The sequence below is a fragment of the Mucilaginibacter conchicola genome (genome assembly GCF_003432115.1).
Taxonomy (GTDB): Bacteria; Bacteroidota; Bacteroidia; order Sphingobacteriales; family Sphingobacteriaceae; genus Mucilaginibacter; species Mucilaginibacter conchicola.
Window position 1 is genome coordinate 188,122 of record NZ_QWDC01000001.1, and the last position, 22,302, is coordinate 210,423.

A 22,302-nucleotide genomic window follows, 5' to 3' on the forward strand; every position below is an offset into this window, starting at 1 on the left:
ATATATGTTTTAAGGAATTGTAAAATCGGTCATTTTAGTGTCTCAAATTGTATTTTTGTGGGGTATTGGTAAAACACTTAGTGTAATTAATAGTTACCTTTGCGCCAATGCAATTAGTTAGATTTTTAAGAAGGTCATCCATCTGCGGATTATTAGGAATGCTGCTCATAACAGTGTTCGTGATAAAGTCGTGCGACCTTTTTATTGACCACTATGTTGCAGCGCATCACAGGTGTATTTCTGCAGATAACCCTGCCGACGATGACAGCACTACAGGCAGCGAAAGCAAAGCCTTAGGAGAAGATAGTTTTGACAAAAGTGCCAAAAAACTTTACTCATGCTTTGAGAATCCTACTTTCTTTAGATCACTTACCTGGGCAACACCATTGTCTGTGCATTGGGATGTTTATGTTTTCGGCGTTTTTGCCGAACCACTTAGGGTAGTGCTTACCCCGCCTCCTAATTTCTGTTAGCATTTCTCTCTAAATCAGCTTGCCGGTTGCAACTGATAACATGTACCCAATAATCTAATATGGGCTGCATTTACCATGCCTGCACTGCGCTAAGCAATACCCTTACTAATAAAATTTACAATTAGCTTTTAACCTGTTTTTATGAAAAAAACAAAGCATGCAAATGCTGTTACGCCCTGGCAAAGGCTGGCGCGTATATTACATTACGAACGTAATACTATCAACTACATTTTCGTTTACGCTATCCTTATCGGTTTGATAGGTTTAACCTTACCATTGGGTACTACAGCTGTATTCAACCTGTTATCAAACGGGGCAATGTATAGTTCAACATATATTTTGATAGCCGTGGTGCTGATAGGTATTGTCATCGGCGGCTCGCTGCTGATTGGCCAGCTTACACTGGTAGAGTTCCTGGAGCAAAAGATATTTACCAAGGCATCAATGGAGTTTGCCTTTCGTTTACCGCGCATTAAAAAAGATGAACTGACCGGCGAGCACCCGCCTGAGTTGGTTAACCGCTTCTTCGATATCCTAACCATACAAAAAGGTCTCACTAAATTATTGGTTGATATTGTGGCAGCAGCTGTACAAATCTTCTTCAGCGCTATCCTTTTATCATTTTATCACCCGGTATTTATGGCGGTGGGCTTGCTTGCTATCATCGTGATAGTGGTGATCGTATTGTTATACTACAAACAAGGTGTTGATACCAGCCTGGATGAATCGCATCATAAATATGAACTGGTTGCGCACCTGGAAAACGTAGCCGGCGACCTGGATAAATACCGTGGTAATCCAGCGATGATGGATAGCGTGGTAAAGACTACAGATGAGATCAACGCAAAGTATTTATCGGCCCGTAACAGTCACTTTAGTGTTCTACGCAAATACTTTATGGGTTCTGTAGCGCTGCGTACCATTTTGATGGGCGCTTTGCTGATGCTGGGATCTTTCTTCGTAGTTGAGCGCGAAATGACCTTTGGGCAGTTTGTTGCTGCAGAGGTAATTATTGTACAGATAAGCTACGCCGTAGAGAAACTTTTAACAAACATGAACACTGTATTTGATATGGTTACCGGCAGCGAGAAACTGGCCGTTGTTACCGATCTTGAATTGGAAGGAGCACCACAACATGGCTAAGCTATCACAACACGGTTTGCACAATAAGCACATGGAAGACCTGGCAGTGCAATCAAACGACGAAATGATCAACATCAAAAGTTCGCGCCTGCTTGGCCGTATTATGGGCATTTGCCTGGTGTTGTTCATCATCATATTACTGTTACCATGGCGACAAACCATCCCTGGTAAGGGTACGGTAACGGCCCTGCACCCCGAAGACCGTCCGCAAACAGTACAAAACCAGATTGGTGGCCGTATTGAGCGTTGGGCTGTACGCGAGGGGCAAGAAGTTAAGAAAGGGGATACCATACTGGTGATCTCTGAGACAACACAATCATATTTTGACCCTGAACTACCGGAACGTTTAGATGAGCAATTGGAAGCCAAGAGAGGCAGTGAGGATGCTGCTGTACAAAAAATGGAAGCCACCAATGCGCAGATCAGGGCGATGACAAGTGGATTACGTTTTCAGCTATCTGCCGCCGAAAATAAGGTACAGCAATCTGTTAACTACGTAAAAATGGATAGCGCCGATCTTGTGGCGGTTCACAACTTCTACGAGACCTCGAAATCGCGTTTAGACCGTTACGAGGCGGGTTATAAGAATGGATTGTTCTCGCTTACGGATATTGAAACTCGCAGGTTGAAGTTGCAGGAAGATAACGCTAAAGTTATCGGCCAGCAAAATAAGCTGAACAACTCAAAGCAGGCATTGTTGAATGCCCGCATCGATTTGGATAATATCCGTGCAAAATACCAGGAATCGCTGGCTAAGGCACAATCTGATATGAGTTCGGCACTTTCGAGCAGGGCAAGTGCGCGTGGTGATATTGCCAAACTGCGTAACGATATTTCAAATATCTCTATCCGCAGGGGCCTATATGTGGTGCGAGCGCCGCAGTCGGGATTTGTGGTGAAAACATTGAAGGCTGGTATTGGTGAGAACATCAAAGAGGGTGAATCAATCGCTACGCTTCAGCCAAAAAACCCCAAAGTGGCTGCTGAGCTTTATGTGAACGCCATGGATGTACCGCTGATATTAGATACAAGCGATGTGCGGCTGCAGTTTGAAGGCTGGCCATCAGTACAGTTCTCTGGATGGCCTTCGGTAGCGGTGGGTACGTTTGCAGGTAAAGTTTGGGCTATAGACCGCGTAAGCAGCAATGGCGGCAAATATCGTTTGCTGATAAAACCAACTACGCCACTACCCGAGAATGATGAGGAATGGCCTGTTCAATTGCGCCAGGGATCGGGCGTATACGGCCGTATCATCCTGCGCTCGGTGCCGCTGTGGTACGAAATATGGCGACAGTTAAATGGTTTCCCGCCAAGCCTTGAGAAAGAACCTGCGGCAAAAGCTACAGATGGCAAGAAAGGATAACAACAATGACAGTAAAATTGAAACAATATATAGTTGCGGTGATCATAGCCGCAGCAATTTTTATAACGAGGGCCTATGCGCAATCACCGCCAAAGGCCGATACGGGCAGCGTTTTTGCGTTATCAGATCTCGAAGCGCTGGTATTCAAATACCATCCTATAGTTAAACAGGCGGGTTTGTTAAGCGAGGCGGCAAAGGCTAATGTATTACAATCATTAGGTTACTTTGATCCGGCTATAAAAGCATCATTCGGTAGAAAGCTGTTTGGTACTACCGAATATTACAACAACTGGGGTAGCGAATTGAAAATACCGCTCTATGTTGCCGGCGCCGACCTTAAAGTTGGCTATGACCGTAATGTAGGTACCTACACCAACCCCGAAACACGCACAGGCACAGATGGCCTTACTGCAGTAGGCTTAAGCATCCCGATAGGGCAAGGTTTGCTGATTGATGCAAGGCGCAGCACGCTTTGGCAGGCAAAGGCCATGGTAAGCTACGCCGAAGCTGATAAAGTAAAGCAGATAAACAGTGTGTGGTACAGTGCTGTTAAAGATTATTGGAGCTGGTATTATAGCTACCGCGAATATGTTTTACTGAAAGAAGGCGTGGAGCTTGCACAGAAACGTTTTAAGGCTGTGAGTAACCAAACGTTGATAGGAGATAAGCCACCAATTGATTCGGTAGAGGCGAGTATTACCGTGCAAGATAGGCAAATACAATTGGCTAAAAGCGTTATTGAGATGCAGAATGCCATGCTGGTGCTCTCTAACCATTTGTGGAGCGAACAAGGTACCCCGCTTGAGTTACCGAAAAATGCCGTTCCGCAATTAGTGAGCGAGAAAGTTACGCTGCCGGGTAATGCTGTTTTGGATAGTTTGGTTGGCCAGGCTGGTACACAACACCCCGAGTTGGTAAAACTACGCGCAAAGGGCACACAATTGGATATTGAGCGCCGATACCGCCAGGAAGTAATGAAACCAAAGATAAATATCACAGGTGCACTTATTTCATCGCGCCGGGATTTTAACTCATACGTGCCCGATTATTACGATTTTAACTGGCGCAACTATAAAGTGGGATTGGAGTTCGCTTTTCCATTGTTTCTACGCGCCGAACGCGGTAAACTTCGTGAGGTGAAAATCAAACAGCAACAACTAAATTATGATGTGCAGCAAACGGGCAGGGAGATCAATAACAATATCCTTAGCTCGTACAACAGCTTAACGGCCTACCGATCGCAGTTAGGGGTACAGGTGCAAAGCATAAACAACCAGCAACTACTGCTTACGGGTGAGCTGCAGAAGTTTGAACTGGGAGAGAGCACCCTGTTCCTGATCAACAGCCGCGAAAGTAAACTGATAGACATGAAGATAAAACGCGAGAGCATGATCTCCGGCTATCAGAAAACCCTTGCCGAATTGTACTACAAAGCAGGTACACGGCAAAATCTGTAGTTTTGTTTCTAAGGCTATCTGGTTGTGCGGATAGCCTTTTTTGTTTCTGATATGGTTCCAAATTTTTTAATGTCTGCCAAACATTTTATATTTTGCTGCGATTATTCAGAACTAATTATACCCTCAAACTACTGATGAACAACAATGAACTGGCCACCAAGCCACATTACCCTATATTAGATGGACTTCGCGGCGTTGCAGCCATCATTGTAGTAACTTTTCATCTTACCGAGCCGTTAGGCACAGGCCATTTGGATATCCTGGTTAATCACGGCTATCTGGCTGTCGATTTTTTCTTTCTGCTATCTGGCTTTGTTATCGGCTATGCTTATGACGATCGTTGGCAGAAAATGACGGTTGGTAGTTTCTTCCGCAGGCGTATAGAGCGCCTGCAGCCTATGGTTGTTTTAGGGATGACTATGGGTGCCATCGGTTTTTATTTTACCGATTCAACGCTGTGGCCGCTTATCCATACCGTACCGGTTTGGAAGATGCTGCTGGTGCTGCTGGTAGGATACACTATTTTGCCCGTACCATTATCGCTTGATATCCGTGGCTGGCAGGAAATGCACCCATTAAATAGTGTGGGATGGTCGTTATTTTTTGAATACATAGCCAATATTCTTTATGCCGTTTGGATCAGGAAATTCTCAAAAACAGCGTTAACTATCCTGGTTATTATCGGGGCCATTGCGCTGGCTCATCTCGCCATAACTAACGGTGATGTAAGCGGCGGTTGGACGCTGAATGCTGAGCAGGTTCGCTTTGGTATAACACGTACCATATTTCCATTCTTTGCGGGCTTATTAATGTCTCGGGTAATTAAACCGGCTAAAATTAAGAATGCCTTTTTGTGGTGCAGCCTTTTGGTTGCATTAGTGTTATATATGCCTCGTGTAGGTGGAGCTGAGCATCTTTGGATGAATGGTATTTACGAATCTGTTTGCATCATCTTTGTATTCCCAATGATAGTTTACCTGGGAGCCAGCGGCGTTATACAAAGCCAAACAGAGAATAAGGTGTGTAAATTTTTAGGTGATATATCGTATCCGCTTTACATGGTTCATTACCCTTTGGTTTACTTCTATGTGGCCTGGATAAGCGAGAATAAAGGCATTACGCTAACGCAAGCCTGGCCTTATGCTTTGCTTATTTTAGTAGGTGGGATAGCGTTGGCTTACGCTGCGTTAAAATGGTATGATGAACCGGTACGTAAATGGCTACGGAAGAAACTGGCTTAAAAGATCTTGATACCTCTAATTAAGTGTGGCCAAATAACTGGTTTTTGGGTGGAAGTTTTTCCACGAGTGCCAGTATTCCTGATAAGATTGTATGCTTGTTAGTTGTTTTCCTTTATTGACGCCTGATACGCATAAACCATTGTTATCCCATAAAGAGTTTGTTTCTACATCTGTTAATTGGTCTGCAGTTCCTGTTTTAAAGTGGAGCTGTTTGCCATCAACAACGGTGTTCCAGGCCTGGAAAGTTTGCTTATCTTTTTTTATAGTTACCAATAAAGGAGTTTTGCCTACAACATCATTGAAAACTTTAGCTTTAACCAATTGTCGCCAATCATAGGCCTTGGCCTGGCCGTTTAAATTAATGCCAAGTATCCAGCTCTTTCTAACCAGCGTGTCTTTATTAACAATGTTAGAGTCTCTGTCTAAAGGCTGGGTAACATCATATTTTTTAAGATCGGCATAATCCGGTTTAAATTGCTCCTCCGGTTGTAACACCAATGAGCTTGGGTATCTCTCCAGCCAGGCAGCTAATGTTGCTTGCTGATAAGGCACCTCGGCAAGTTTCTCGCCCTCGCGACTGCCTGCAGCTGCTTCACCCGTTGCCTGATACCACCAGCTTCCGGTAGTTCCATCTTCTATAACGGCGTTGTAATGCCTTGCACCAACCAACCGGAAGTTTTCGCGTTTGCCGTTGACTACCGGGCTAAATACTCTGCCGGTGCGGCACATGGTACAATAAGTAACCAAAACAGGTAAGCCACCAACCTCATCCTGTATTTTGTGATGATAGCCCAGATAAATAATAGGGTAGGCCTTGGCAACACCATTATGTACCACGCCAACCACCAGGTAATCTTGCGGAACCTTATTTTTAAAAACATTGGCAAAGGCAGGGGCAACCGGCTCTTTAAACATTTCTTCGGCCTTAAATTGAATATCGGTTACATAAAATGTTGCAGCGCCTGCAAAAAATATAACCGGAAGCATTATTTTTTTTGAACGTTTTTCGGCACCAAAGTAAAACGCGTAAACTATTATTGCAACAGCACCGACAATGCGCAGTGGCCAAATTATCTTCTCAAGATAGTAGCAAAGCTTTATAGCCTCTAAATTTTGACTGCCCGGAAAAGGCATTAGAAGGTAGGCGTGTACCAAGCCCGGGAGAAACAAAAAACACATAGCAAGCCAAAATAACCAGGTTTTTCTAACCGCTGTTTTAGGCGCAGGAATAGTAAATCCGTCATTAACAGTCATAGGTGTATCGTTAAGTACGATACACGCAGGCACACTTGGCATGAAACGAAACTTTTTGGTTTATAATTGGTTATATATACGTAACATAAAAATTACATATATTTACAACAGCAATATATATAATTAAAAACAAAACAAACAATGAGAAAACTTTTTTTTCTTGCCGCTTTGTTAATTGGCTTAACATCGGCTTCATTTGCACAAACTGTTAAAACAGGCGCCCCAAAAGAAAAAGCCATGGAGTTGCAAAAAAAGCTTTCTTTGAGCGACAAACAATGCGAAAAGGTAAGTGCCATTTACCAGGAATAGGCTAACAAGTTTGAGGCGATTAAAAAACAGGAAAATGGCGATAATGCTAAAATGGCAAAAGCGCTGGCCCCTGTTCGTAAAGAAACCATCTCAAAAATTAAAGCACAGTTAACCCCAAAACAAGCGGTTAAATTTGATGCACTGGTAAAACAGGAACGTTCTAACAACGCAGGCTGGTCTACCGGTTGGTCGGCAGATTCATAAGCTTAGCTATATTGAATTATATAAAAAGCCCCGCTACAGAGCGGGGCTTTTATTTTAAAGTGTTATAATATTATTGACTGGCGCTTGTATTTTAATTTATACATCTAAATTTACTAAAACCTAATTATCAACTGTTTCTTGAAAAAGATATTGGCAATAGTGATGCTATTTGTACTCCTGTTTAATATGGGTGGGTATATGCTATTGTTCCAATAACGACTTGCCAGGCATTCGCGGGTTGATGGCTTATCGCCCCGAAACAGAAAGGCCGCTAAACGCCCTTGCTGAAGTTTTGCTTCGCGATGATAACAACACGTTAAGCAGGGGCGAACGTGAGTTGATAGCTACCTATGTATCGTACTTTCTCGCTGAAACTCATATCAATTTTGAAAATACTTGTCCTTCTTTAGACAAGCTACCTACTGATTCTTCGAAACCATGTTTGTCGTTTTCCCATGGCAGCTGTATCCTTATCTTACTAAAAATAGAGATAAATATGTGTTTAAACGAAGTTTATCGTCATTCAGTGCTAGAGCACCGTCTTAAAATACCACACCCGAAAAGTGTTGTCCTTTAATATAACTAAGGTTACTAACACCGCAGCATTTTGCACAGTTATTCAAGAAGCATATGGGGCAAACACCACTAGAATACCAGCCTTTTAATTAAGAAAATTAAGGCCGTCTCAGTAATCTTCAGCCATCGTCTTTATTGGTCACATTAAGTGATTTAATTGTGTTTAAGCTAAATAAAACTTGCGTAAACTACCGATAAATTGAACGTTACGGTACGATGGATCACAGAATTATTTCGGAAATGTTTAGCTTTATAATAATAACCAAATGCTAAGGCAGAAGGATACCTGAAAACAATGTCTGATAAAAACGAACTCAACTGGGAAGATTACGAAGCTATAACCCAATACATTTATGGCGCACTTGGCGCGCCGTATAATATCAAAGTCAAAGGTTATGGCCGTAATTGTAAAGTCATAGGAAGGTCTAAGGTGGAGCATCAGATAGATGTGCTGACCGAACAGTTTGACGGTGAACGCCAATTGCTCACGGCTATCGAATGCAAGTGCTGGGACAAGAAAGTAAATAAGGATGTTGTTATGAAGCTTTCTGAAATCATGTCAGATGCTGATATGCTAGCGGCATCATCGTTTGTAAAACAGGATTTACTAAAGACACAGTGACCTATGCAGAACACAAGGGTATCAAACTGATGGAACTGTGGGAAGCCGGAGAAAAAGATGAACACTTCAATAAAACGGTCGAAATCGGGATGTTGAATCTTCATCTTAAGGCATTCGTGTCACGCGGAGTCGCTACCAGCATAGATATTGGCGGTAAAATAATCACAATTGCTGATGAATAAGAATTGATAAACATGCACTATGTTAAATTCTCCGACACGAGAGGTAACGTCTTTTCATTAAGTGAATTCTTGGGCGAGTTTTCTAAAGAATTACAAAACAGAGGGGAATTTTTAAAGACCACGACGATAACCTATCCGCTTAACCGTACATTGCTCTATAAACAACCGAACGAAGAAATAGCGTTCGACAAAATATCCATCACCGGATACTTTGCGAACATTGATAAAAGCTCTAAAAAATCGTTTACACTGACTAACCAAGTCTGGATGATCATGAACGAGCTGTTTGATAAAAGAAGATTGACCTTATCAAAGAGCGGCTTAATATTTCATTTACCTTCAGACAATTAAACTGCAACCTAAAGCCAAACTCATGAATGATGTTCAAGTTACCTACCAAGGAACAACAGTAGAAGAAGTTAAGCCCAATATTCCAGTTGGTGAAGAATATGATTTTAAACACTATGTATATTTTTCACCTTTCCTGTCAGATATAAATATTGACAGCGAAACAGCTCAGTTTCACGTAAATCTTTCAAGTCAACTGGAAGGAACAACCCTCTATTATAGATTTACGACTTTGTCCACTTTTAAATTTTATGAATTCTCCGTGGGGGAAGATCAATACGATCTTTTAAAAGATTACGCACAATTTAGTTACGTCAAGCACTTCGAGTTATTTAAAGAAAAGTTATCCATTGATCTTCATGAACAGTTGCGTCAACAACTGGACATCGTTCGTAGTGAGCAAGGCGGCCTGAACGCCATAGAAACCACGTAGTATTTAGCATCACGCAAATCATGACAACCCGGTTATCATATTATATTTATTGTAGAAAATTGCTTGTCGAGCGATATTTAAACCGTCGCACATGTTAATAATATATAATACATTTGTGAATACACGCAGCACGGACAAAGTGGTAGCGTTGCCGGATTTTAACCATCTTTTTCAAAACTGATAGCATGCAAATAAAGCCTAATACAAAAAATACGACATCGATATATATCAAATCTTTAGAAATAAAGAATTTGAGAACCTTCGGTGACGTTGTTTTAGAATTTGAAAAACCCGATGGTACCTTACCTCGCTGGACCCTGATCTTAGGTGACAACGGTATTGGTAAGTCAAGTCTTTTGCAATGTATTGCCTGGATGAAACCAGACTTGCCTGACCAGAATGATGACCTTGGGCAAAACATTAAAAAATCAGCTATTGAACCCACAATTAATTTTGAGGAAAATGAAACGTTAGAGCGGCTTGTCAGGAAAGGGATCAACGTTGAAAAAGAACATACCTTCATCAAGGGAATATTCCTGGGCGGGCATAAACTTCCCGGCAAAAAGCTTCCCAAAGGAGCGCCCTGGTGCTATTCCAGCATGAAGATCGAGTTGGGTGCTGATCACAAGTTAAAAGACGTCCATCATAAATTCGACACCAACTCGGACGATCTGTTCCTGACAAACGAGGTTTTTATATTTGCTTACAGCGCTTCCAGAGTATTGGGGAAAGCGAATCTAAATGAAGCTTATATGAAAGACACCATCACCAGCTTTCTGACGGATTCTACAGTGCTCTACGATGCCGAGGAAGTACTTCATACCATCAATTATGCCGCCTTCGGGGCCGATGAGAATGAAAAAGAAAAGTACCAAAAATATCTGTCCTCTGTAAAGCAAGCCTTCAAGAGCATTTTGCCAGATATTCAGGCTGAAACAGACATCGAGATCACTACGCCTAAACTCGTCAAAAATCAAATTAAACAAGGGGAAATATTAATTACCACCCGGCATGGCAAAAAGATCGCATTCAAAGACTTCAGTCTAGGGTACAAAACGGTAATGTCCTGGATCGTTGATCTTTCATGGAGGCTATTCAATGAGTTTCCCAAAAGCAAAGACCCTTTTAAAGAACCAGCTATCTGCATCGTTGATGAAGTCGATCTACACCTGCATCCTAAATGGCAACGCGATATTATTCAAAACCTATCTGAACACTTTCCCAATATACAATTCATCGCAACTGCGCACAGTCCATTGATGGTGCAAGCTGCCTTAAGGGAGAACTATGCGGTACTCAGACTGGGACAATCAGGTGTTGATATTCTGAATGAACCAAAAGGGATCGATGGCTGGCGGGTGGATCAGATCCTCACCAGTGAATTTTTTGACCTTAAAACATCACGCGGCATCGAATACGAGGAGATGCTGAGAAGGCAGCAAGAGTTGAATCGCATAAAAAAGCCAACCAAAGCGCAGCGTGAAGAACTGGATGAGCTAACACAAAAAATGACCGAATTCCCAATTGGTGAAAATCCCGAAGAGATAGAGAATAGAAAATTGATCTCCGAAGTGGTAGAAAAAATCAAAACTAAAAAGATAAAGATTGAACTATGATCCGGATTATCAGACCCGCGGTAATTCCAAAAAAGTTAAAAAATGACGGTCCTGGCCTGACGAAGGCCAATAACAAGGCATTTCATGACGATGCCGCTAAGTTTTTAAAGGACCTCAAAATCAAGACGGCCGTTTACGGCGCTAAATCTGTTAAAAAAGCACTAAAAAAAGCACAACATAATAAATGCTGCTTTTGTGAGAAGGAACAGGTCGACGAGTATGGCGCGGTCGAACATTTCCGTCCGAAAAAAGGTTATAAGATTGACCGAAAGCAGAAGAAAATGACCAAGCCGGGTTATTTCTGGCTCGCCTATGATTGGAGCAATCTTTTCTTTGTCTGCGGGCGTTGTAACACCTCGTTTAAAGGCAATCTTTTTCCACTTAAAGACGATCTAAAACGTGCGAAATCCCATAAGGATAATGTTGCTGATGAAGTACCTTTACTGTTAGACCCCACAGGATCAGGGGTTATGGACCCGGAAAGCCACATTTATTTTAAGGACCAGTTTGTCATGTATCATAGCGAGTTCGGCCAAGCTACAATAGACATCTGCGGTTTGGACCGGGATGAGTTAAATAATAAAAGGGCAAAGCTTATTAAGGATATAGAGGCGCGTATTTGGATATTGTCAGCGCAGGATAGTCATACCCCGCTTCAGGTCCAATCCGCAAAAAACTATCTCCGGAACTGCCAAACGGAAAGTGCAGAGTTCTCAAGTGTGGCTAAGAATTACCTGTCCCAATTTAATATTGTGACTACTTAAGCTATCGGCTCGAGTAGCTTGGTAGTGAATTTTATGCCCGCTTTACTAAGCGTTTTGCAGGTGGAAAAATTTTGTAGCGCGCGGAAGTCAGCCTCTATATCGGACAGACGATAAGACAAGTGATTGAAGGTGGAATTGTCTGTTTGAGATTGAGCCAAATACTGTTTCATAAAGTTTTGGATGGCCCTGAAAACAAAAAATCCGTGTATCACCCCCATCAAGGGGCGCTCCGTGTCACGCCATGGAGAGTAAAAGGTTTCTTTTGAACCGGGTTCGACCAAAATCACCTGTTGTTGGATAAGGCTTAATTTCAGGTGCATCGCCTCATGTAAGATACCTTCAGCTACCCTTATAGTTGATAAGGGGCTGTCATCCTCGCAGACAGATAAAAATATCGTAAAGGGAATCGCGGGGTGGCTGTAACTGGTATCATAATCCGGGCCTTCACTGGCGATCACCTGGATACAGTTGACCAGGCTGGCGATACAAGCGACACACTCTGGTATTTCCGCCAATAGTTCTAAAGCGGCTTTCAGCTTGGTTGCTGCCCGCTGCCTGACCAATTCCCGCTTGTTTAGCGGTAACAATCCGTGTTCTTCGTAAAATCCGGCTAAGTGGTCTTTATCGGGCGCCTCCAGGTAGATCATGTTGGAGGCGTAAGCAGCGAGAAATTGCTTATCTGTGTCAGACTTAGTTTGATGCAGGGCGGTTGCAGTAGCATAAGCTAAACGACCGTCTATCTGAATTGACAGTAAGCGTTCGTACTCTAAAGCGACCAGCTTGTTTGTCAACTGGTTTTCCCAAAGCGGAAACGGTGAACTAAGAAACGCTTTGATGTCTTTCTTCAGCAAATCATCCGGCAGCATTGAACGTGTAGACTAAAGTGTAACGGGTAAAATCATGGACGGTGGAAACCGCATGATAGGAATGGTCAGATATTTCAAAGCCAATACCGGTATTGTGCAATGGTCGGACAACTTTCGCGACATCCGAAGGATTCTTTGTATGAAACAGCATCAGGTAGCCACCGTTTTCGTCTGTCCAGTGGTCATTTAGCTGAATAACCAGTCTGTGGGTTTCCGCACTGCCGATGAAGTCGTTATGCACCCCCATCCGGTGTCCATTAACCAACTTGTGCGCGGTGATCTCGATGACCTTTAACGGTCGTTCAAATAAATGGCTGAAACGTTCCGCCAACGCGTCAAGCGTTGCCAAGCTATTGAGGAACCGCAAATGTTCCGGTAGTTCAAGATCCAGTAAGCTGAACTCATACTGCGTATAAAAATCGGTTTCGGTAAATGACCAGTATGCGTTCGCCTCGAACCAGTCCAGCAATTCACCGGCCTTTCGTTGGCTGAGCGCTTCATTGACACTAAAATGCGGAAATGGCTCCCGGTTCAATACCGAACTGTGTAAGGGTATATCTATGATCTCAGGCAACGTTTCCATATATCTTCGCTAAAGCGGCTTTCATTTCATCTATCAACAGCATCTGGTCGGCACAATACACGGATGTATTGTTAAATCCCGTTTCATTTTTCCAGCGGTGCAGTATCATGCCGCCCCCACAAAGGTCGAGATAAGGACATTTCAGGCACTGGGCAACTGAAGGCCGCTGCATCCTGCGGTATTCTTCAAAATCTTCCGAATACAAGAATGTCGATAGGTCGCCATTTTTGATATTAACCGATTGGCTGAATTGGTCCGCGCCGTTGAACGCACTTTTCAGTGTGTCGTTCTTAGTGAGTGTGCCATCGGTATCGACGATCAGAATGCCAAAATCCGTAATGCCTAAACCTTCCTTAGAAACGATCCCGCCCAGCAGCACCTTCAGCATATCATCCAATACCCTGATGGGCAACGGTTCGTGGTCGGCCAGGTAAACCTGAAGTAATCGGACCATCCAGTTCCCGTATTCTGTCGAGAATAGCGACCGTTTGCCAAAAGGCAGGCGGTCGTGATTGCCGTCTTTATACAGAAAATCCACACTGGGCGCGCCTAATGATTTAAAAAAGTAATAAACCTCCGCCGGGTCGGAAAAAGGGTCAACAACGGCTAGCAGGCCGGCATTGAGAAAAAGATGGTCGGGATGTGCTTTAAGTATCTGATAACCTTTGACCACCTCGTCAAAAGTTCCGCTACCGGTATGGCCGATGCGCCATTGGTCGTGTATTTCTTTCGGACCATCAATGCTCACCGCAACACTCGCCCGGTATGAGGAGCAAATATCCAACAGTTCCGGCGTGATCAATACGCCATTGGTTTGTATACTGATCGGAAACTCGGGGGATAAAACGTTACGCAGTGTGGACAATAGGAATTTTAGCCGTTCCGCGCCTAATAAGAAAGGCTCACCACCATGAAGGACGATGCTGAAAGGCTTACCCTGGAGGTCAGCCACTTTTTTTAGTTCGCGCGCGGTCGCTTCAATGGTTTCACCCGACATGAACTTGCCCTGGCGGGACCAGTTATCATCGCCCATGTGGTAGACATAGCAATACGTGCAATTGATATTGCACCTGCTGGCCACCTTGAGTAAAACCGTATCTATGAGCGCTTCCAATCCTGATTATCTCCCGCGGTTATGACGGTTATGAGTTCTGTTATAAGAGTGAATGCGGTTCTCTTTCTCAAAATCGATCTCGCCGATCAGGCGTTTCAGAACCTCATTGTCCATTTTCGTATGGTCAATAATGATCTGCTGCGTTTGTTGCTCCGGCGCTTCGTTTTGAAGGTCTTTCTCGTTTGTTTTTTCCATAAAAGGGCCTTGATAATTAGGTAAAGTTATCAATAAAAATAGCCTTATTTTTTTTATTTTGTAATGGATTGATCTTTAAATCATTAAATAAGTCCGCAATGACTCGTTATTTAAGGAGCAAATCTCATGAAACAATAACCTATCATTTGAATTCAAAGGCTTTTTGTATTCATAAGCATTTAATTTTCAAATAATTAATATTTTGTATCGTAACTTAATTTATGGTATCGTTCTCGTTATTGATCATAAAGGCTATCCCGAAAAATAGGATGATGTTTTCTAAAATCACAGATGTGGTCTTTTTTGGCTATTTTTAGATCAAAAATAAAGTATGAATAATACACTTACCCAGCAACTGAAAGATGACTTCGCACGTGCCTCAGGGCATAAAATGAGCGCCGATAATAACCCTTCCGATTTTTCGGCATTCCTCTACGAGAAACTCCTGAAAACCATATCGGACACTCTGGCGGAAGAACTGGCGAAGCAGCCTGAAAGTAAACCTTACTTCGACAGTTTTCAAAAGAACCTTAATCACAAGTTGGGCTCTTCTTTTAGTTAATTCAGGCACAGGCCTGTTATAGCAGTCGCCGCGAAAAAAGCGCCTTGTGTTTTGCACCTGACCCTCGTCGACCAACCGGCAAAACACGGGGCGAAAATGGGCCGCGCAACGTCGGATAGCCCGAGCCACAGGCACCGCCCTGATAAACTCCCGCTTTTTTGTATTTTTATTTTTTAATCATAAAGCCTGAAACTTGTCATGGTTAAGAACCAACATTATGTTCCCCGATTTTATTTAAAGCATTTTCTGGACGAGAATGGTAAGTGCCTGGCTTTCCATAAAGACAGTCAAAAAGTTTTTTCGACCAATCCACAGAGCATGGCCAATGAAAATTTCTTTTATGACCATTCTGCTTTCGACGATGCATTAGGGACGGATCAGCCGGTGGAAAAATACCTCAGCCAGGTTGAAGAACTGTATGCACCATTCCTGAAATGGCTGCTTGACGCGATCGATAACAGGGAGATCATCTCATTGAACGAAGATATGCGGGCCATTCTTTGTGACCTGGTCATGTTCCAGATCATTCGTACGAAAGCGCATCGCGAAAATATGTTCCAAGGCTTCCGGCAATTTCAGGATAAGTTAGTGCAATCAGGTTGGCTGAGCGAGGAAATGATAACCGAAATGCGAAAAGATAATACGGCAGACCGGGCAAAACAAAGTCACCTGGAACAACTTTTTTTTGATACAGAATTTAAGGAAAGCCTCATCAAGATCCTGGACAGTCATATCTGGTTGGTCTTTAAAAACATTACCAATACACCGTATTATACCTCCGACCATCCTGTCGTTAAAACGCCGCATCTACGCCGTGAACACCGGTCCGATAACGGTTACAGGTCCGAGGGTATCGAGATCGCCATGCCGCTGTCTTCGACCCATTTGCTGGTGCTGGTGGAACGGACCATGTTCAAGCAATATGAAGCGTATGAGAACGAAGTATTGATACATAGTGATGTGCAACATATCATCTATTACAACGCGATGCAGGTATCGCAGTCTTACCGTGCTGTTTATTGTGTAACGGACCAGTTCGAGCTGGCTAAAGAAATGGTAACGACGCATCCCGAACTCCAACAACTCGACCACGACCGGTTCGGTGTAGAATAATTTGACCTATTTATGACCACTAAGATCAATCCCAATGCCTCCATCCGGAGCGGTTATGTCTTTGAAGACCTCTATGTGCTTCAGTTATGTGTCAACTGGCTCAGGCATCCTGAAAGATATACAACATTGCGTGTCCAGTATTTACCTGATGCTGTGCAACAGGCACGATTCGCTATCGACGATGTCGTCACGACCAGCCCGGAAGGCTATTATGAATTTTTCCAGTTAAAACACTTGCAAAACCCGCAAACTGATTTTTGGACGTTTGAAAGACTGGTTGAAAAAGGGCTATTGAAATGGGTCAAATCCTATGGTGCTATTCAAAAAGGCGAGTTGAATGGCAACGGTGCGCTCATTACGAACGGACTGCCTGATACAGAGGTCGCCGTCTGTATGATGGGGACAAAGCTTAATTATGAACAATTGGCAATCCGGCAACCGGCTTTATTGCAGCAATTGGAAAATATTGACGGACAAGAACGGCTTAAAACATTCCTCCACGATTTTTCTTTCGATTTCGGAACGCCGGGAAAACAGGAAATGGAGCGAAAACTGCGTGACATCCTGAACTACGAACTCAAAGTTACCGAAGAAGGGATCAATCGTCTTTTGCTTTACATCGCGCAGCAGGGCAGCGAAAAGCACCCTATAGCTTTTCAGCTGGCAGACATCCGGGCCCAACTCTCCTGGGACGATCCCCGGCCATTGAACCAGGAATTTAACATCCCGATCGATTTCGAGTTTTTTAATAAGTCGCAACATGCCGAGACCATACAGGAATTGCGGGACCCCAAGGGTGGCATAAAAGTATTTACCGGTAAGCCCGGCAGCGGCAAAAGCACCTATCTGTCCAAACTTTACCAAATACTACAACAGAAACTTGGCTTGTTCACCATTCGTCATCATTATCACTTAAATCCGAGTGACACCGCATTCCGGGAACGCCTGAACGCCGACCGCGTGAAAGAGGCACTGAAAGCTGAATTTAAAAAACTGAAACAGGAAGTGATCGGTCAATTGGCCATCAACAATACGAGTCATGTGTCCTTGCGGGAATTCATTAACGCGACCGCTAAATTCTATGCAGCCAAAGGTCAGACATTCGTCCTGATCATTGACGGGTTGGACCATGTTATCCGGGAAAGCCATCATACGCGTGAGTTGAGTGATTTTATCGAACAGGTCCTTTATCCCCAAGAAGGCTACTGGCTGGTGCTCGGTACTCAGGAAGTGGCAGTACCTTACTTACCGAACGTAGTGCATCGGCTGGCCCCGGCAGAACAATGGCTGGAGATCAAAGGGCTTCACCAGCGCGCTATCGAAAAAATATTCCGGAAAGATCCAGTCTTTAAATTATTGACCGCCCACGAACCGGTACGCGGAAAGGTGATCCCGCTGTTGTATCGCAAAACACAAGGCAATCCGCTGCACCTTCGCTATGTACTTGGTCAGCTTACTTTGGTGAATGAAAGGGTAACCTTGGAAAAGATCGAACAGGTATTGCCTTACCAGGGAGAGATCAGCGCGTATTACGAAGAACTTTGGCGACAATTACCGCCATTGGCCAAAACCTTCGCCCTCGCGGTTTGTGTACTCGACTTTCGGCTTCAGGAAGAACAATTGTTCGACCTGGCCGCTCACCTGACTTCCAAACCACAGGAAATATCCGAGGCCTTTCATCAGATCCGGCACTTGTTCCGCATGGAACTGGCAGGTATTACCGTTTACCACAACAGTTTTGGGGTATTTGTCGGCGCACGGCCTGAATTTGAACAGCAGAAGCTGTTATTGTTCAAGCAACTGAAGAACTGGCTGAAAAAGCCGGCACAAAAAGAACTGGCCTGGGCGGAACTCTTGAAGATCGAATATTTCCTGGGCAACGACCGCCCCATCTTAAAAGTCGACAAAAAATGGGTGACTGAAAGCTACCTGGAAGGCAGAGACGAAGAAACGGTACGTAAAATACTCCAGCTTGGCGCTGAGGCAGCCTTTAAAAAACAACGTTTTGAACTGGTTGCCAATTTCAAGCAACTGGATGTCTACTTCAGTAATAAGCAATACAGTCTGCATAAAGTGCTGCCCGTTTTGTCCGCATTCGCACAACGGCTCAAATCTCCGGCGACCGCCCGTTTCACGGACTTCGATCAACTGGAGCATTTTCAGATCAAGAACAATCTCATCAATTTGTATGACCTGGGTAAGCTGCAACGTATACCGGAAGCAGCCACTGAGCGTTTCAATGAGCTATTGTCTACTCACGCCCATGAGCATCAGGAAGTGGTTAAAGAACTGTTGGAACTCCTGGCGCATATTGAACCGGAACCCTTTGAACGTGTTTATCGGTTCATCCTGCATTACCGGCGCAACGAAGATTCAGCGAACTACTTTGAGCATTACTTAAGCCACCTGCTTCAGCGAAAACGTCAAAGTAAGGTCAGGGCCTTGTTAGATGCCCAATTGAACGCGAGCGAAAAACACGCTTTAACATTGCGGCTCATCGGACACCAGCTGACCAGCGGTGATACGCAGTGGAACGCGTATATCACCCGATTCAGTAAAACGGTTAAGAATAATCCGCATTACCACCTCTATCATTACCTGGAGACAGGCAGCCTCCTCACCATGCCCGTGCTGACCGAGCATGCTGATCTGCCGGAAAAACTGGATTATCATGGCACCCGTGAATCCAAAGCCGAGCAATTGTATGCGGACAATTTTTTCTCCGGCCTTTTGCTGAATTTGTCCGGGTCGCCAATTCCCGTAACGCAATGGACAGCGGCGGCAGGCGATGGCTGGCAGATGCAACTGATGGTCACCGTCCTGGACCTGAGTACCCTGATGAGTTCTCTTTTTCAAGCGAAAAAAACCATCCCAGTGACCGCGTTATTCGACGAATTTGAGTCTTTACCAGACCTGGATTTCTATGCCGATCACGAAAAATTCGAGGTCAAGCGTACCATCATTCCTCACGTTCTGAAAGAAATGCTGTTCACTCTTGCCGCACTCAACCGGCAAAACGGATCACCGAACGCATTCGACAAATCGGATGTAGAAGCAATATTTGAGTCCAAATGGTTGAACCACGGTGTCAGAAGCGAAATATATGCCTTGCCCTATTGCAGCTTTACCGCTGCAGGTTACCGGGCTTACAAGACGCTGATGACGGACTATCTACGCGATGCCCTCATTCCATTCCATGAGCGCGCCGAATACTACCTGCAAATGGCCCTGCAAGCGGACGTGTTACAAAAACGCGAAGATGCCCGTTACTTCCTGGAGAAAGCCAGTGAAAACATCATCAGCTATGGCCATCATAAGGATATGACGGTTGACGCCATCCTGGATGGCATCAAAGTCTGTGGGGCAGCTGGTTCAGCCCAGACCGTAGATATGTTACGTAAAATGGCTCCCTATGTATATTATATGGAAGACCTGACGGATGGTGACGAAACCGGCAGTTTTATCTACGAATGGGGCGGGTTACTCAATACCTATGCCCCGGAACTCCATCGAAATCTTTATTTGGAAAAGGTGGAGAAACGAGAATATCAGTTAGCCGAGGTGTTATTTGCCGATCTGCTTGGTCAGCTTGACCTGCAAGACCCGATCGATCAGGCCCTGGCGGAGACCGCGGTTTCGCGTGCTACTTTCTCTGGGCTGACGTCCCTGGCAGAAACGCACCCGGCTGTTAAAACGGTTATTGAACAGATCCAATGTCAATTCGGACCGGTCGACTATACAGAGGCGCGCGAGCCGGAAAAACATACCCCATATGAACGAGAACGACCATCACGTGCGGCTATGCTGACTGTAACCCCGGCCGCCCTTCATGACCACTACCTTAACCTGCCGCTTAATGGCTACCAAGAACGTAAATATGCGCAACGACATTTTCTGAACGACTGGTGTGCAGTTTGGCTGGATTCAACAGACCACCTGCCGGAGGTCATCGCCGCCTTAAAAACCATTACCAGCCTGCATTTCGAGGACATCGATCACGAGACGCTGGACCTCATCTACCCGCAGGCCCTCATCTATGACCGTCAATATGCTTTCGACTGCCTATGCTGGTCTTTTGCCAATAACGGAGACTGGAGCCCTGCTTATATCCGGGGCGATGAATCCGCCCAAAAGAAATGGGGCTTGCTGGTGCGGGATTTTCCGGGCAGCGAAGCCGCATTTTTTGAACATACTATTTATTATAGCGGTAAGAGCTATGGCCGAGGTGAAAACTATTATATGCCCATGCCCAAGGTTATACAGTTCTTTATTTTTATCAATCAACCGGAAAAAGCAGAAGCACTGGTGCGTTCCAGTATCGATTTCCTGCCACAACTTTTTCCCGACGTGGCGCTTCCCGTTCCTGACTTCATCATGTATGAGCGTCCCATCAGCACGTTCAAACTTTTACTTAAACGGCTGGAGTGGTTGAGCCCACTTGTACGGGAAAGAGCCGCCTTTCACCTGGCCCGGCTTTTGGCAGCCGATAAAAGCGGAACGCTGCACATACAATTTTTGGGCTGGCTCGAAGAAACTATGTTGGAGAGCTATGCCTGTTACGGGCTATTGGTGCTGCTGCGATCGCTTAATCAACCAGATAGTTATAGCTACACCCACCTGGAATTTGACCGGTATTACCCATTGGCCTTGCGCTGCATGGCCACCGACCTATTATTAATGGCTATCGCCAAAAAAACCCGCAAGCGATTTTACTGTGAGCTGCCAATGATCGCAGCTGTTTATCTACGCAGGGATGAGATGACCGAAGCCAGGTTCCGGGAAAATGTTCGGACCCATTTGCCGGTCATATTTTTCGATATGCTCAAGGGCATGCAAAAAAGAACAAACCAAGAGGTCTGGCGCCTGTGGTACAACCTCTTCATTGAACGGACAACAGAGCTGGGCATCACGGAAACCTATGATGACCGCAACTACCATAACCGGGAGCATGACCTGATGACCGGACGTTCCACCCTTATTACCGAAGTGTACCGCTCGACATTTTTTAACCTGATCGATTATCTGCATTCCACCCGTATCATTGGCGGCCGCGAACTTGATTATTATACGAAGAAGAACCTGCCGGTCGATCTATCTTTCTGGGCGGTCGCTCTTTCAGAAAAACCCGATTGGTGGCCTGTTTTTAAAGCCGGCCAAACAGAACTTACTGCTTCCGTTAAAGAGCTCCTGGAGGTTAAAAACAATAAGCAAGTCTTACACCTGCATGGCGCGGTCAGCAATGGGCCTAAATACTATCAAAGTACCCGGCAAGGTGAAATTCACATCATTCCATTTGCCTATCAGGTTGCCGGTAAAACAACCGTTTCTCCGAAAGAGATATACCGGGCTTTACAGGAAAAACGAACCGGCTGGTTCTCGGATACGCGAGATTTTGATGATTTTGGTTACTTCGATCACCCAATCGATCATCGTTATGACGGATATGTTCCCCAAATCGAATTAAAGGGGTTGCAAATGACCAATCTGGTGAGTTTCATTAGTTTTGAAACCATCCATATGTGGCAATATTACCGAATGGCCCATCAACCGATGCTGCCTGTCCCGGAATTGACCAGCCGATCGTCACTTTCTACCGAAAATGATAAAATAACGTATCGGGATAATAATAATGTAGTGATAAGTATTCATGATTTCGCTATGGGTGTTCGTGACGAAATGCATACCGGGGACGTGATCCCGACAGGTAATTATATGCTGGTCGACAAACCCTTTTTAGACTTAGCACTGAAAAGCATGGGCCTGCGCCTTGCCTTTGTTTACCAGTTAAAAGTACATCAAAAAGCTTCCATTTACGTCCGTACCAGAGAAACAGAAACGTTTTATGATACCGTACATTTGGATCTTACATACTAATTTTGAAGAT

At 44.4% G+C, this 22,302-nt stretch carries 20 protein-coding genes; 15 read left to right on the plus strand and 5 right to left on the minus strand.

Annotated elements, in window-relative coordinates; translation table 11 throughout:
* Positions 1–158 precede the first annotated feature (158 nt).
* The 5 genes from D0C36_RS00765 (at position 159) to D0C36_RS00785 (ending at position 5,677) form a co-directional block, all read left to right on the plus strand.
* Positions 159–473 carry a hypothetical protein gene (locus D0C36_RS00765; protein WP_117389688.1) on the plus strand — a complete coding sequence of 105 codons (315 nt, stop codon included), beginning with the start codon at positions 159–161 and terminating at the stop codon, positions 471–473.
* A gap of 141 nt (positions 474–614) precedes the next feature.
* Positions 615–1,616 carry an ABC transporter transmembrane domain-containing protein gene (locus tag D0C36_RS00770; protein ID WP_117389689.1) on the plus strand — a complete coding sequence of 334 codons (1,002 nt, stop codon included), beginning with the start codon at positions 615–617 and terminating at the stop codon, positions 1,614–1,616.
* Entirely contained in the window at positions 1,609–2,979 is a 1,371-nt protein-coding gene (locus D0C36_RS00775; RefSeq protein ID WP_117389690.1) for an HlyD family secretion protein, read from the plus strand. Before D0C36_RS00770 ends, D0C36_RS00775 begins: the two co-directional genes overlap by 8 nt.
* A gap of 5 nt (positions 2,980–2,984) precedes the next feature.
* Positions 2,985–4,436: a TolC family protein gene (locus tag D0C36_RS00780; RefSeq protein ID WP_117389691.1), complete on the plus strand. Its 1,452-nt coding sequence runs from the start codon at positions 2,985–2,987 to the stop codon at positions 4,434–4,436.
* A 134-nt stretch (positions 4,437–4,570) separates the two neighbouring features.
* On the plus strand, positions 4,571–5,677 hold the full coding sequence (locus D0C36_RS00785) for an acyltransferase family protein (RefSeq protein WP_117389692.1): 1,107 nt from the start codon (positions 4,571–4,573) through the stop codon (positions 5,675–5,677).
* Between the two features lie 15 nt (positions 5,678–5,692).
* Here the strand turns inward: D0C36_RS00785 and D0C36_RS00790 are convergent, their stop codons facing one another.
* Positions 5,693–6,931: a DUF3179 domain-containing (seleno)protein gene (locus D0C36_RS00790; protein WP_158557049.1), complete on the minus strand. Its 1,239-nt coding sequence runs from the start codon at positions 6,929–6,931 to the stop codon at positions 5,693–5,695.
* A gap of 141 nt (positions 6,932–7,072) precedes the next feature.
* Between D0C36_RS00790 and D0C36_RS24430 the strand changes: the two genes are divergently transcribed.
* The 7 genes from D0C36_RS24430 (at position 7,073) to D0C36_RS00825 (ending at position 11,985) form a co-directional block, all read left to right on the plus strand.
* Positions 7,073–7,240 carry a hypothetical protein gene (locus tag D0C36_RS24430; protein WP_158557050.1) on the plus strand — a complete coding sequence of 56 codons (168 nt, stop codon included), beginning with the start codon at positions 7,073–7,075 and terminating at the stop codon, positions 7,238–7,240.
* Between the two features lie 51 nt (positions 7,241–7,291).
* On the plus strand, positions 7,292–7,444 hold the full coding sequence (locus tag D0C36_RS24435) for a hypothetical protein (protein ID WP_158557051.1): 153 nt from the start codon (positions 7,292–7,294) through the stop codon (positions 7,442–7,444).
* An 871-nt stretch (positions 7,445–8,315) separates the two neighbouring features.
* Positions 8,316–8,642: a restriction endonuclease gene (locus D0C36_RS00800; RefSeq protein WP_117389694.1), complete on the plus strand. Its 327-nt coding sequence runs from the start codon at positions 8,316–8,318 to the stop codon at positions 8,640–8,642.
* 29 nt (positions 8,643–8,671) lie between these two features.
* The gene (locus D0C36_RS24440) at positions 8,672–8,824 is read left to right on the plus strand and encodes a hypothetical protein (RefSeq protein WP_158557052.1); all 153 of its coding nucleotides are present in this window, start codon (positions 8,672–8,674) and stop codon (positions 8,822–8,824) included.
* Positions 8,825–9,197: 373 nt separating this feature from the next.
* A complete protein-coding gene (locus D0C36_RS00815; protein WP_117389697.1) occupies positions 9,198–9,605 on the plus strand; it encodes a hypothetical protein in 408 nt (135 codons plus the stop codon).
* A gap of 185 nt (positions 9,606–9,790) precedes the next feature.
* Positions 9,791–11,221: an AAA family ATPase gene (locus tag D0C36_RS00820; protein ID WP_117389698.1), complete on the plus strand. Its 1,431-nt coding sequence runs from the start codon at positions 9,791–9,793 to the stop codon at positions 11,219–11,221.
* Positions 11,218–11,985 (plus strand): HNH endonuclease family protein, encoded by a 768-nt coding sequence (locus D0C36_RS00825; protein WP_117389699.1) that lies wholly within the window; start codon positions 11,218–11,220, stop codon positions 11,983–11,985. Before D0C36_RS00820 ends, D0C36_RS00825 begins: the two co-directional genes overlap by 4 nt.
* On the opposite strand, the gene D0C36_RS00830 is transcribed toward D0C36_RS00825, so the two are convergent.
* The 4 genes from D0C36_RS00830 to yhhA are packed head-to-tail and all read right to left on the minus strand — an operon-like array spanning position 11,982 to position 14,743.
* On the minus strand, positions 11,982–12,851 hold the full coding sequence (locus tag D0C36_RS00830; protein WP_117389700.1) for an aKG-HExxH-type peptide beta-hydroxylase: 870 nt from the start codon (positions 12,849–12,851) through the stop codon (positions 11,982–11,984). The two genes, D0C36_RS00825 and D0C36_RS00830, sit on opposite strands and share 4 nt — an antisense overlap.
* Positions 12,838–13,434 carry a cyclophane-containing peptide 2OG-Fe(II) oxygenase YhhC gene (gene yhhC, locus D0C36_RS00835; RefSeq protein WP_117389701.1) on the minus strand — a complete coding sequence of 199 codons (597 nt, stop codon included), beginning with the start codon at positions 13,432–13,434 and terminating at the stop codon, positions 12,838–12,840. Before yhhC ends, D0C36_RS00830 begins: the two co-directional genes overlap by 14 nt.
* The gene (gene yhhB / locus D0C36_RS00840; protein WP_117389702.1) at positions 13,418–14,548 is read right to left on the minus strand and encodes a cyclophane-forming radical SAM/SPASM peptide maturase YhhB; all 1,131 of its coding nucleotides are present in this window, start codon (positions 14,546–14,548) and stop codon (positions 13,418–13,420) included. The genes yhhC and yhhB overlap by 17 nt, the downstream gene beginning before the upstream one ends.
* 6 nt (positions 14,549–14,554) lie before the next feature.
* Complete coding sequence (gene yhhA, locus D0C36_RS00845) at positions 14,555–14,743, minus strand: YhhA family cyclophane-containing RiPP (RefSeq protein WP_117389703.1); 189 nt, start codon at positions 14,741–14,743, stop codon at positions 14,555–14,557.
* Between the two features lie 331 nt (positions 14,744–15,074).
* On the opposite strand from yhhA, the gene D0C36_RS00850 reads away from it, so the two are divergent.
* The 3 genes from D0C36_RS00850 (at position 15,075) to D0C36_RS00860 (ending at position 22,292) form a co-directional block, all read left to right on the plus strand.
* Positions 15,075–15,305 carry a hypothetical protein gene (locus tag D0C36_RS00850; RefSeq protein ID WP_117389704.1) on the plus strand — a complete coding sequence of 77 codons (231 nt, stop codon included), beginning with the start codon at positions 15,075–15,077 and terminating at the stop codon, positions 15,303–15,305.
* A 198-nt stretch (positions 15,306–15,503) separates the two neighbouring features.
* On the plus strand, positions 15,504–16,418 hold the full coding sequence (locus D0C36_RS00855) for a DUF4238 domain-containing protein (protein ID WP_117389705.1): 915 nt from the start codon (positions 15,504–15,506) through the stop codon (positions 16,416–16,418).
* Positions 16,419–16,430: 12 nt separating this feature from the next.
* Positions 16,431–22,292 carry an ATP-binding protein gene (locus tag D0C36_RS00860; RefSeq protein ID WP_117389706.1) on the plus strand — a complete coding sequence of 1,954 codons (5,862 nt, stop codon included), beginning with the start codon at positions 16,431–16,433 and terminating at the stop codon, positions 22,290–22,292.
* The last annotated feature ends 10 nt before the right edge of the window (positions 22,293–22,302 follow it).

Coding starts and splice junctions, on each gene's coding strand:
- D0C36_RS00770 (WP_117389689.1), top strand. CDS start 615: ATGAAAAAAACAAAGCATGCAAATGCTGTTACGCCCTGGCAAAGGCTG.
- D0C36_RS00855 (WP_117389705.1), top strand. CDS start 15,504: ATGGTTAAGAACCAACATTATGTTCCCCGATTTTATTTAAAGCATTTT.
- D0C36_RS00765 (WP_117389688.1), top strand. CDS start 159: ATGCTGCTCATAACAGTGTTCGTGATAAAGTCGTGCGACCTTTTTATT.
- D0C36_RS00780 (WP_117389691.1), top strand. CDS start 2,985: ATGACAGTAAAATTGAAACAATATATAGTTGCGGTGATCATAGCCGCA.
- D0C36_RS00860 (WP_117389706.1), top strand. CDS start 16,431: ATGACCACTAAGATCAATCCCAATGCCTCCATCCGGAGCGGTTATGTC.
- D0C36_RS00820 (WP_117389698.1), top strand. CDS start 9,791: ATGCAAATAAAGCCTAATACAAAAAATACGACATCGATATATATCAAA.
- D0C36_RS00815 (WP_117389697.1), top strand. CDS start 9,198: ATGAATGATGTTCAAGTTACCTACCAAGGAACAACAGTAGAAGAAGTT.
- D0C36_RS24440 (WP_158557052.1), top strand. CDS start 8,672: ATGGAACTGTGGGAAGCCGGAGAAAAAGATGAACACTTCAATAAAACG.
- yhhC (WP_117389701.1), bottom strand. CDS start 13,434: ATGGAAACGTTGCCTGAGATCATAGATATACCCTTACACAGTTCGGTA.
- D0C36_RS00790 (WP_158557049.1), bottom strand. CDS start 6,931: ATGACTGTTAATGACGGATTTACTATTCCTGCGCCTAAAACAGCGGTT.
- D0C36_RS00850 (WP_117389704.1), top strand. CDS start 15,075: ATGAATAATACACTTACCCAGCAACTGAAAGATGACTTCGCACGTGCC.
- D0C36_RS00830 (WP_117389700.1), bottom strand. CDS start 12,851: ATGCTGCCGGATGATTTGCTGAAGAAAGACATCAAAGCGTTTCTTAGT.
- D0C36_RS24435 (WP_158557051.1), top strand. CDS start 7,292: ATGGCAAAAGCGCTGGCCCCTGTTCGTAAAGAAACCATCTCAAAAATT.
- D0C36_RS00825 (WP_117389699.1), top strand. CDS start 11,218: ATGATCCGGATTATCAGACCCGCGGTAATTCCAAAAAAGTTAAAAAAT.
- D0C36_RS24430 (WP_158557050.1), top strand. CDS start 7,073: ATGAGAAAACTTTTTTTTCTTGCCGCTTTGTTAATTGGCTTAACATCG.
- D0C36_RS00800 (WP_117389694.1), top strand. CDS start 8,316: ATGTCTGATAAAAACGAACTCAACTGGGAAGATTACGAAGCTATAACC.
- yhhA (WP_117389703.1), bottom strand. CDS start 14,743: ATGGAAAAAACAAACGAGAAAGACCTTCAAAACGAAGCGCCGGAGCAA.
- D0C36_RS00775 (WP_117389690.1), top strand. CDS start 1,609: ATGGCTAAGCTATCACAACACGGTTTGCACAATAAGCACATGGAAGAC.
- D0C36_RS00785 (WP_117389692.1), top strand. CDS start 4,571: ATGAACAACAATGAACTGGCCACCAAGCCACATTACCCTATATTAGAT.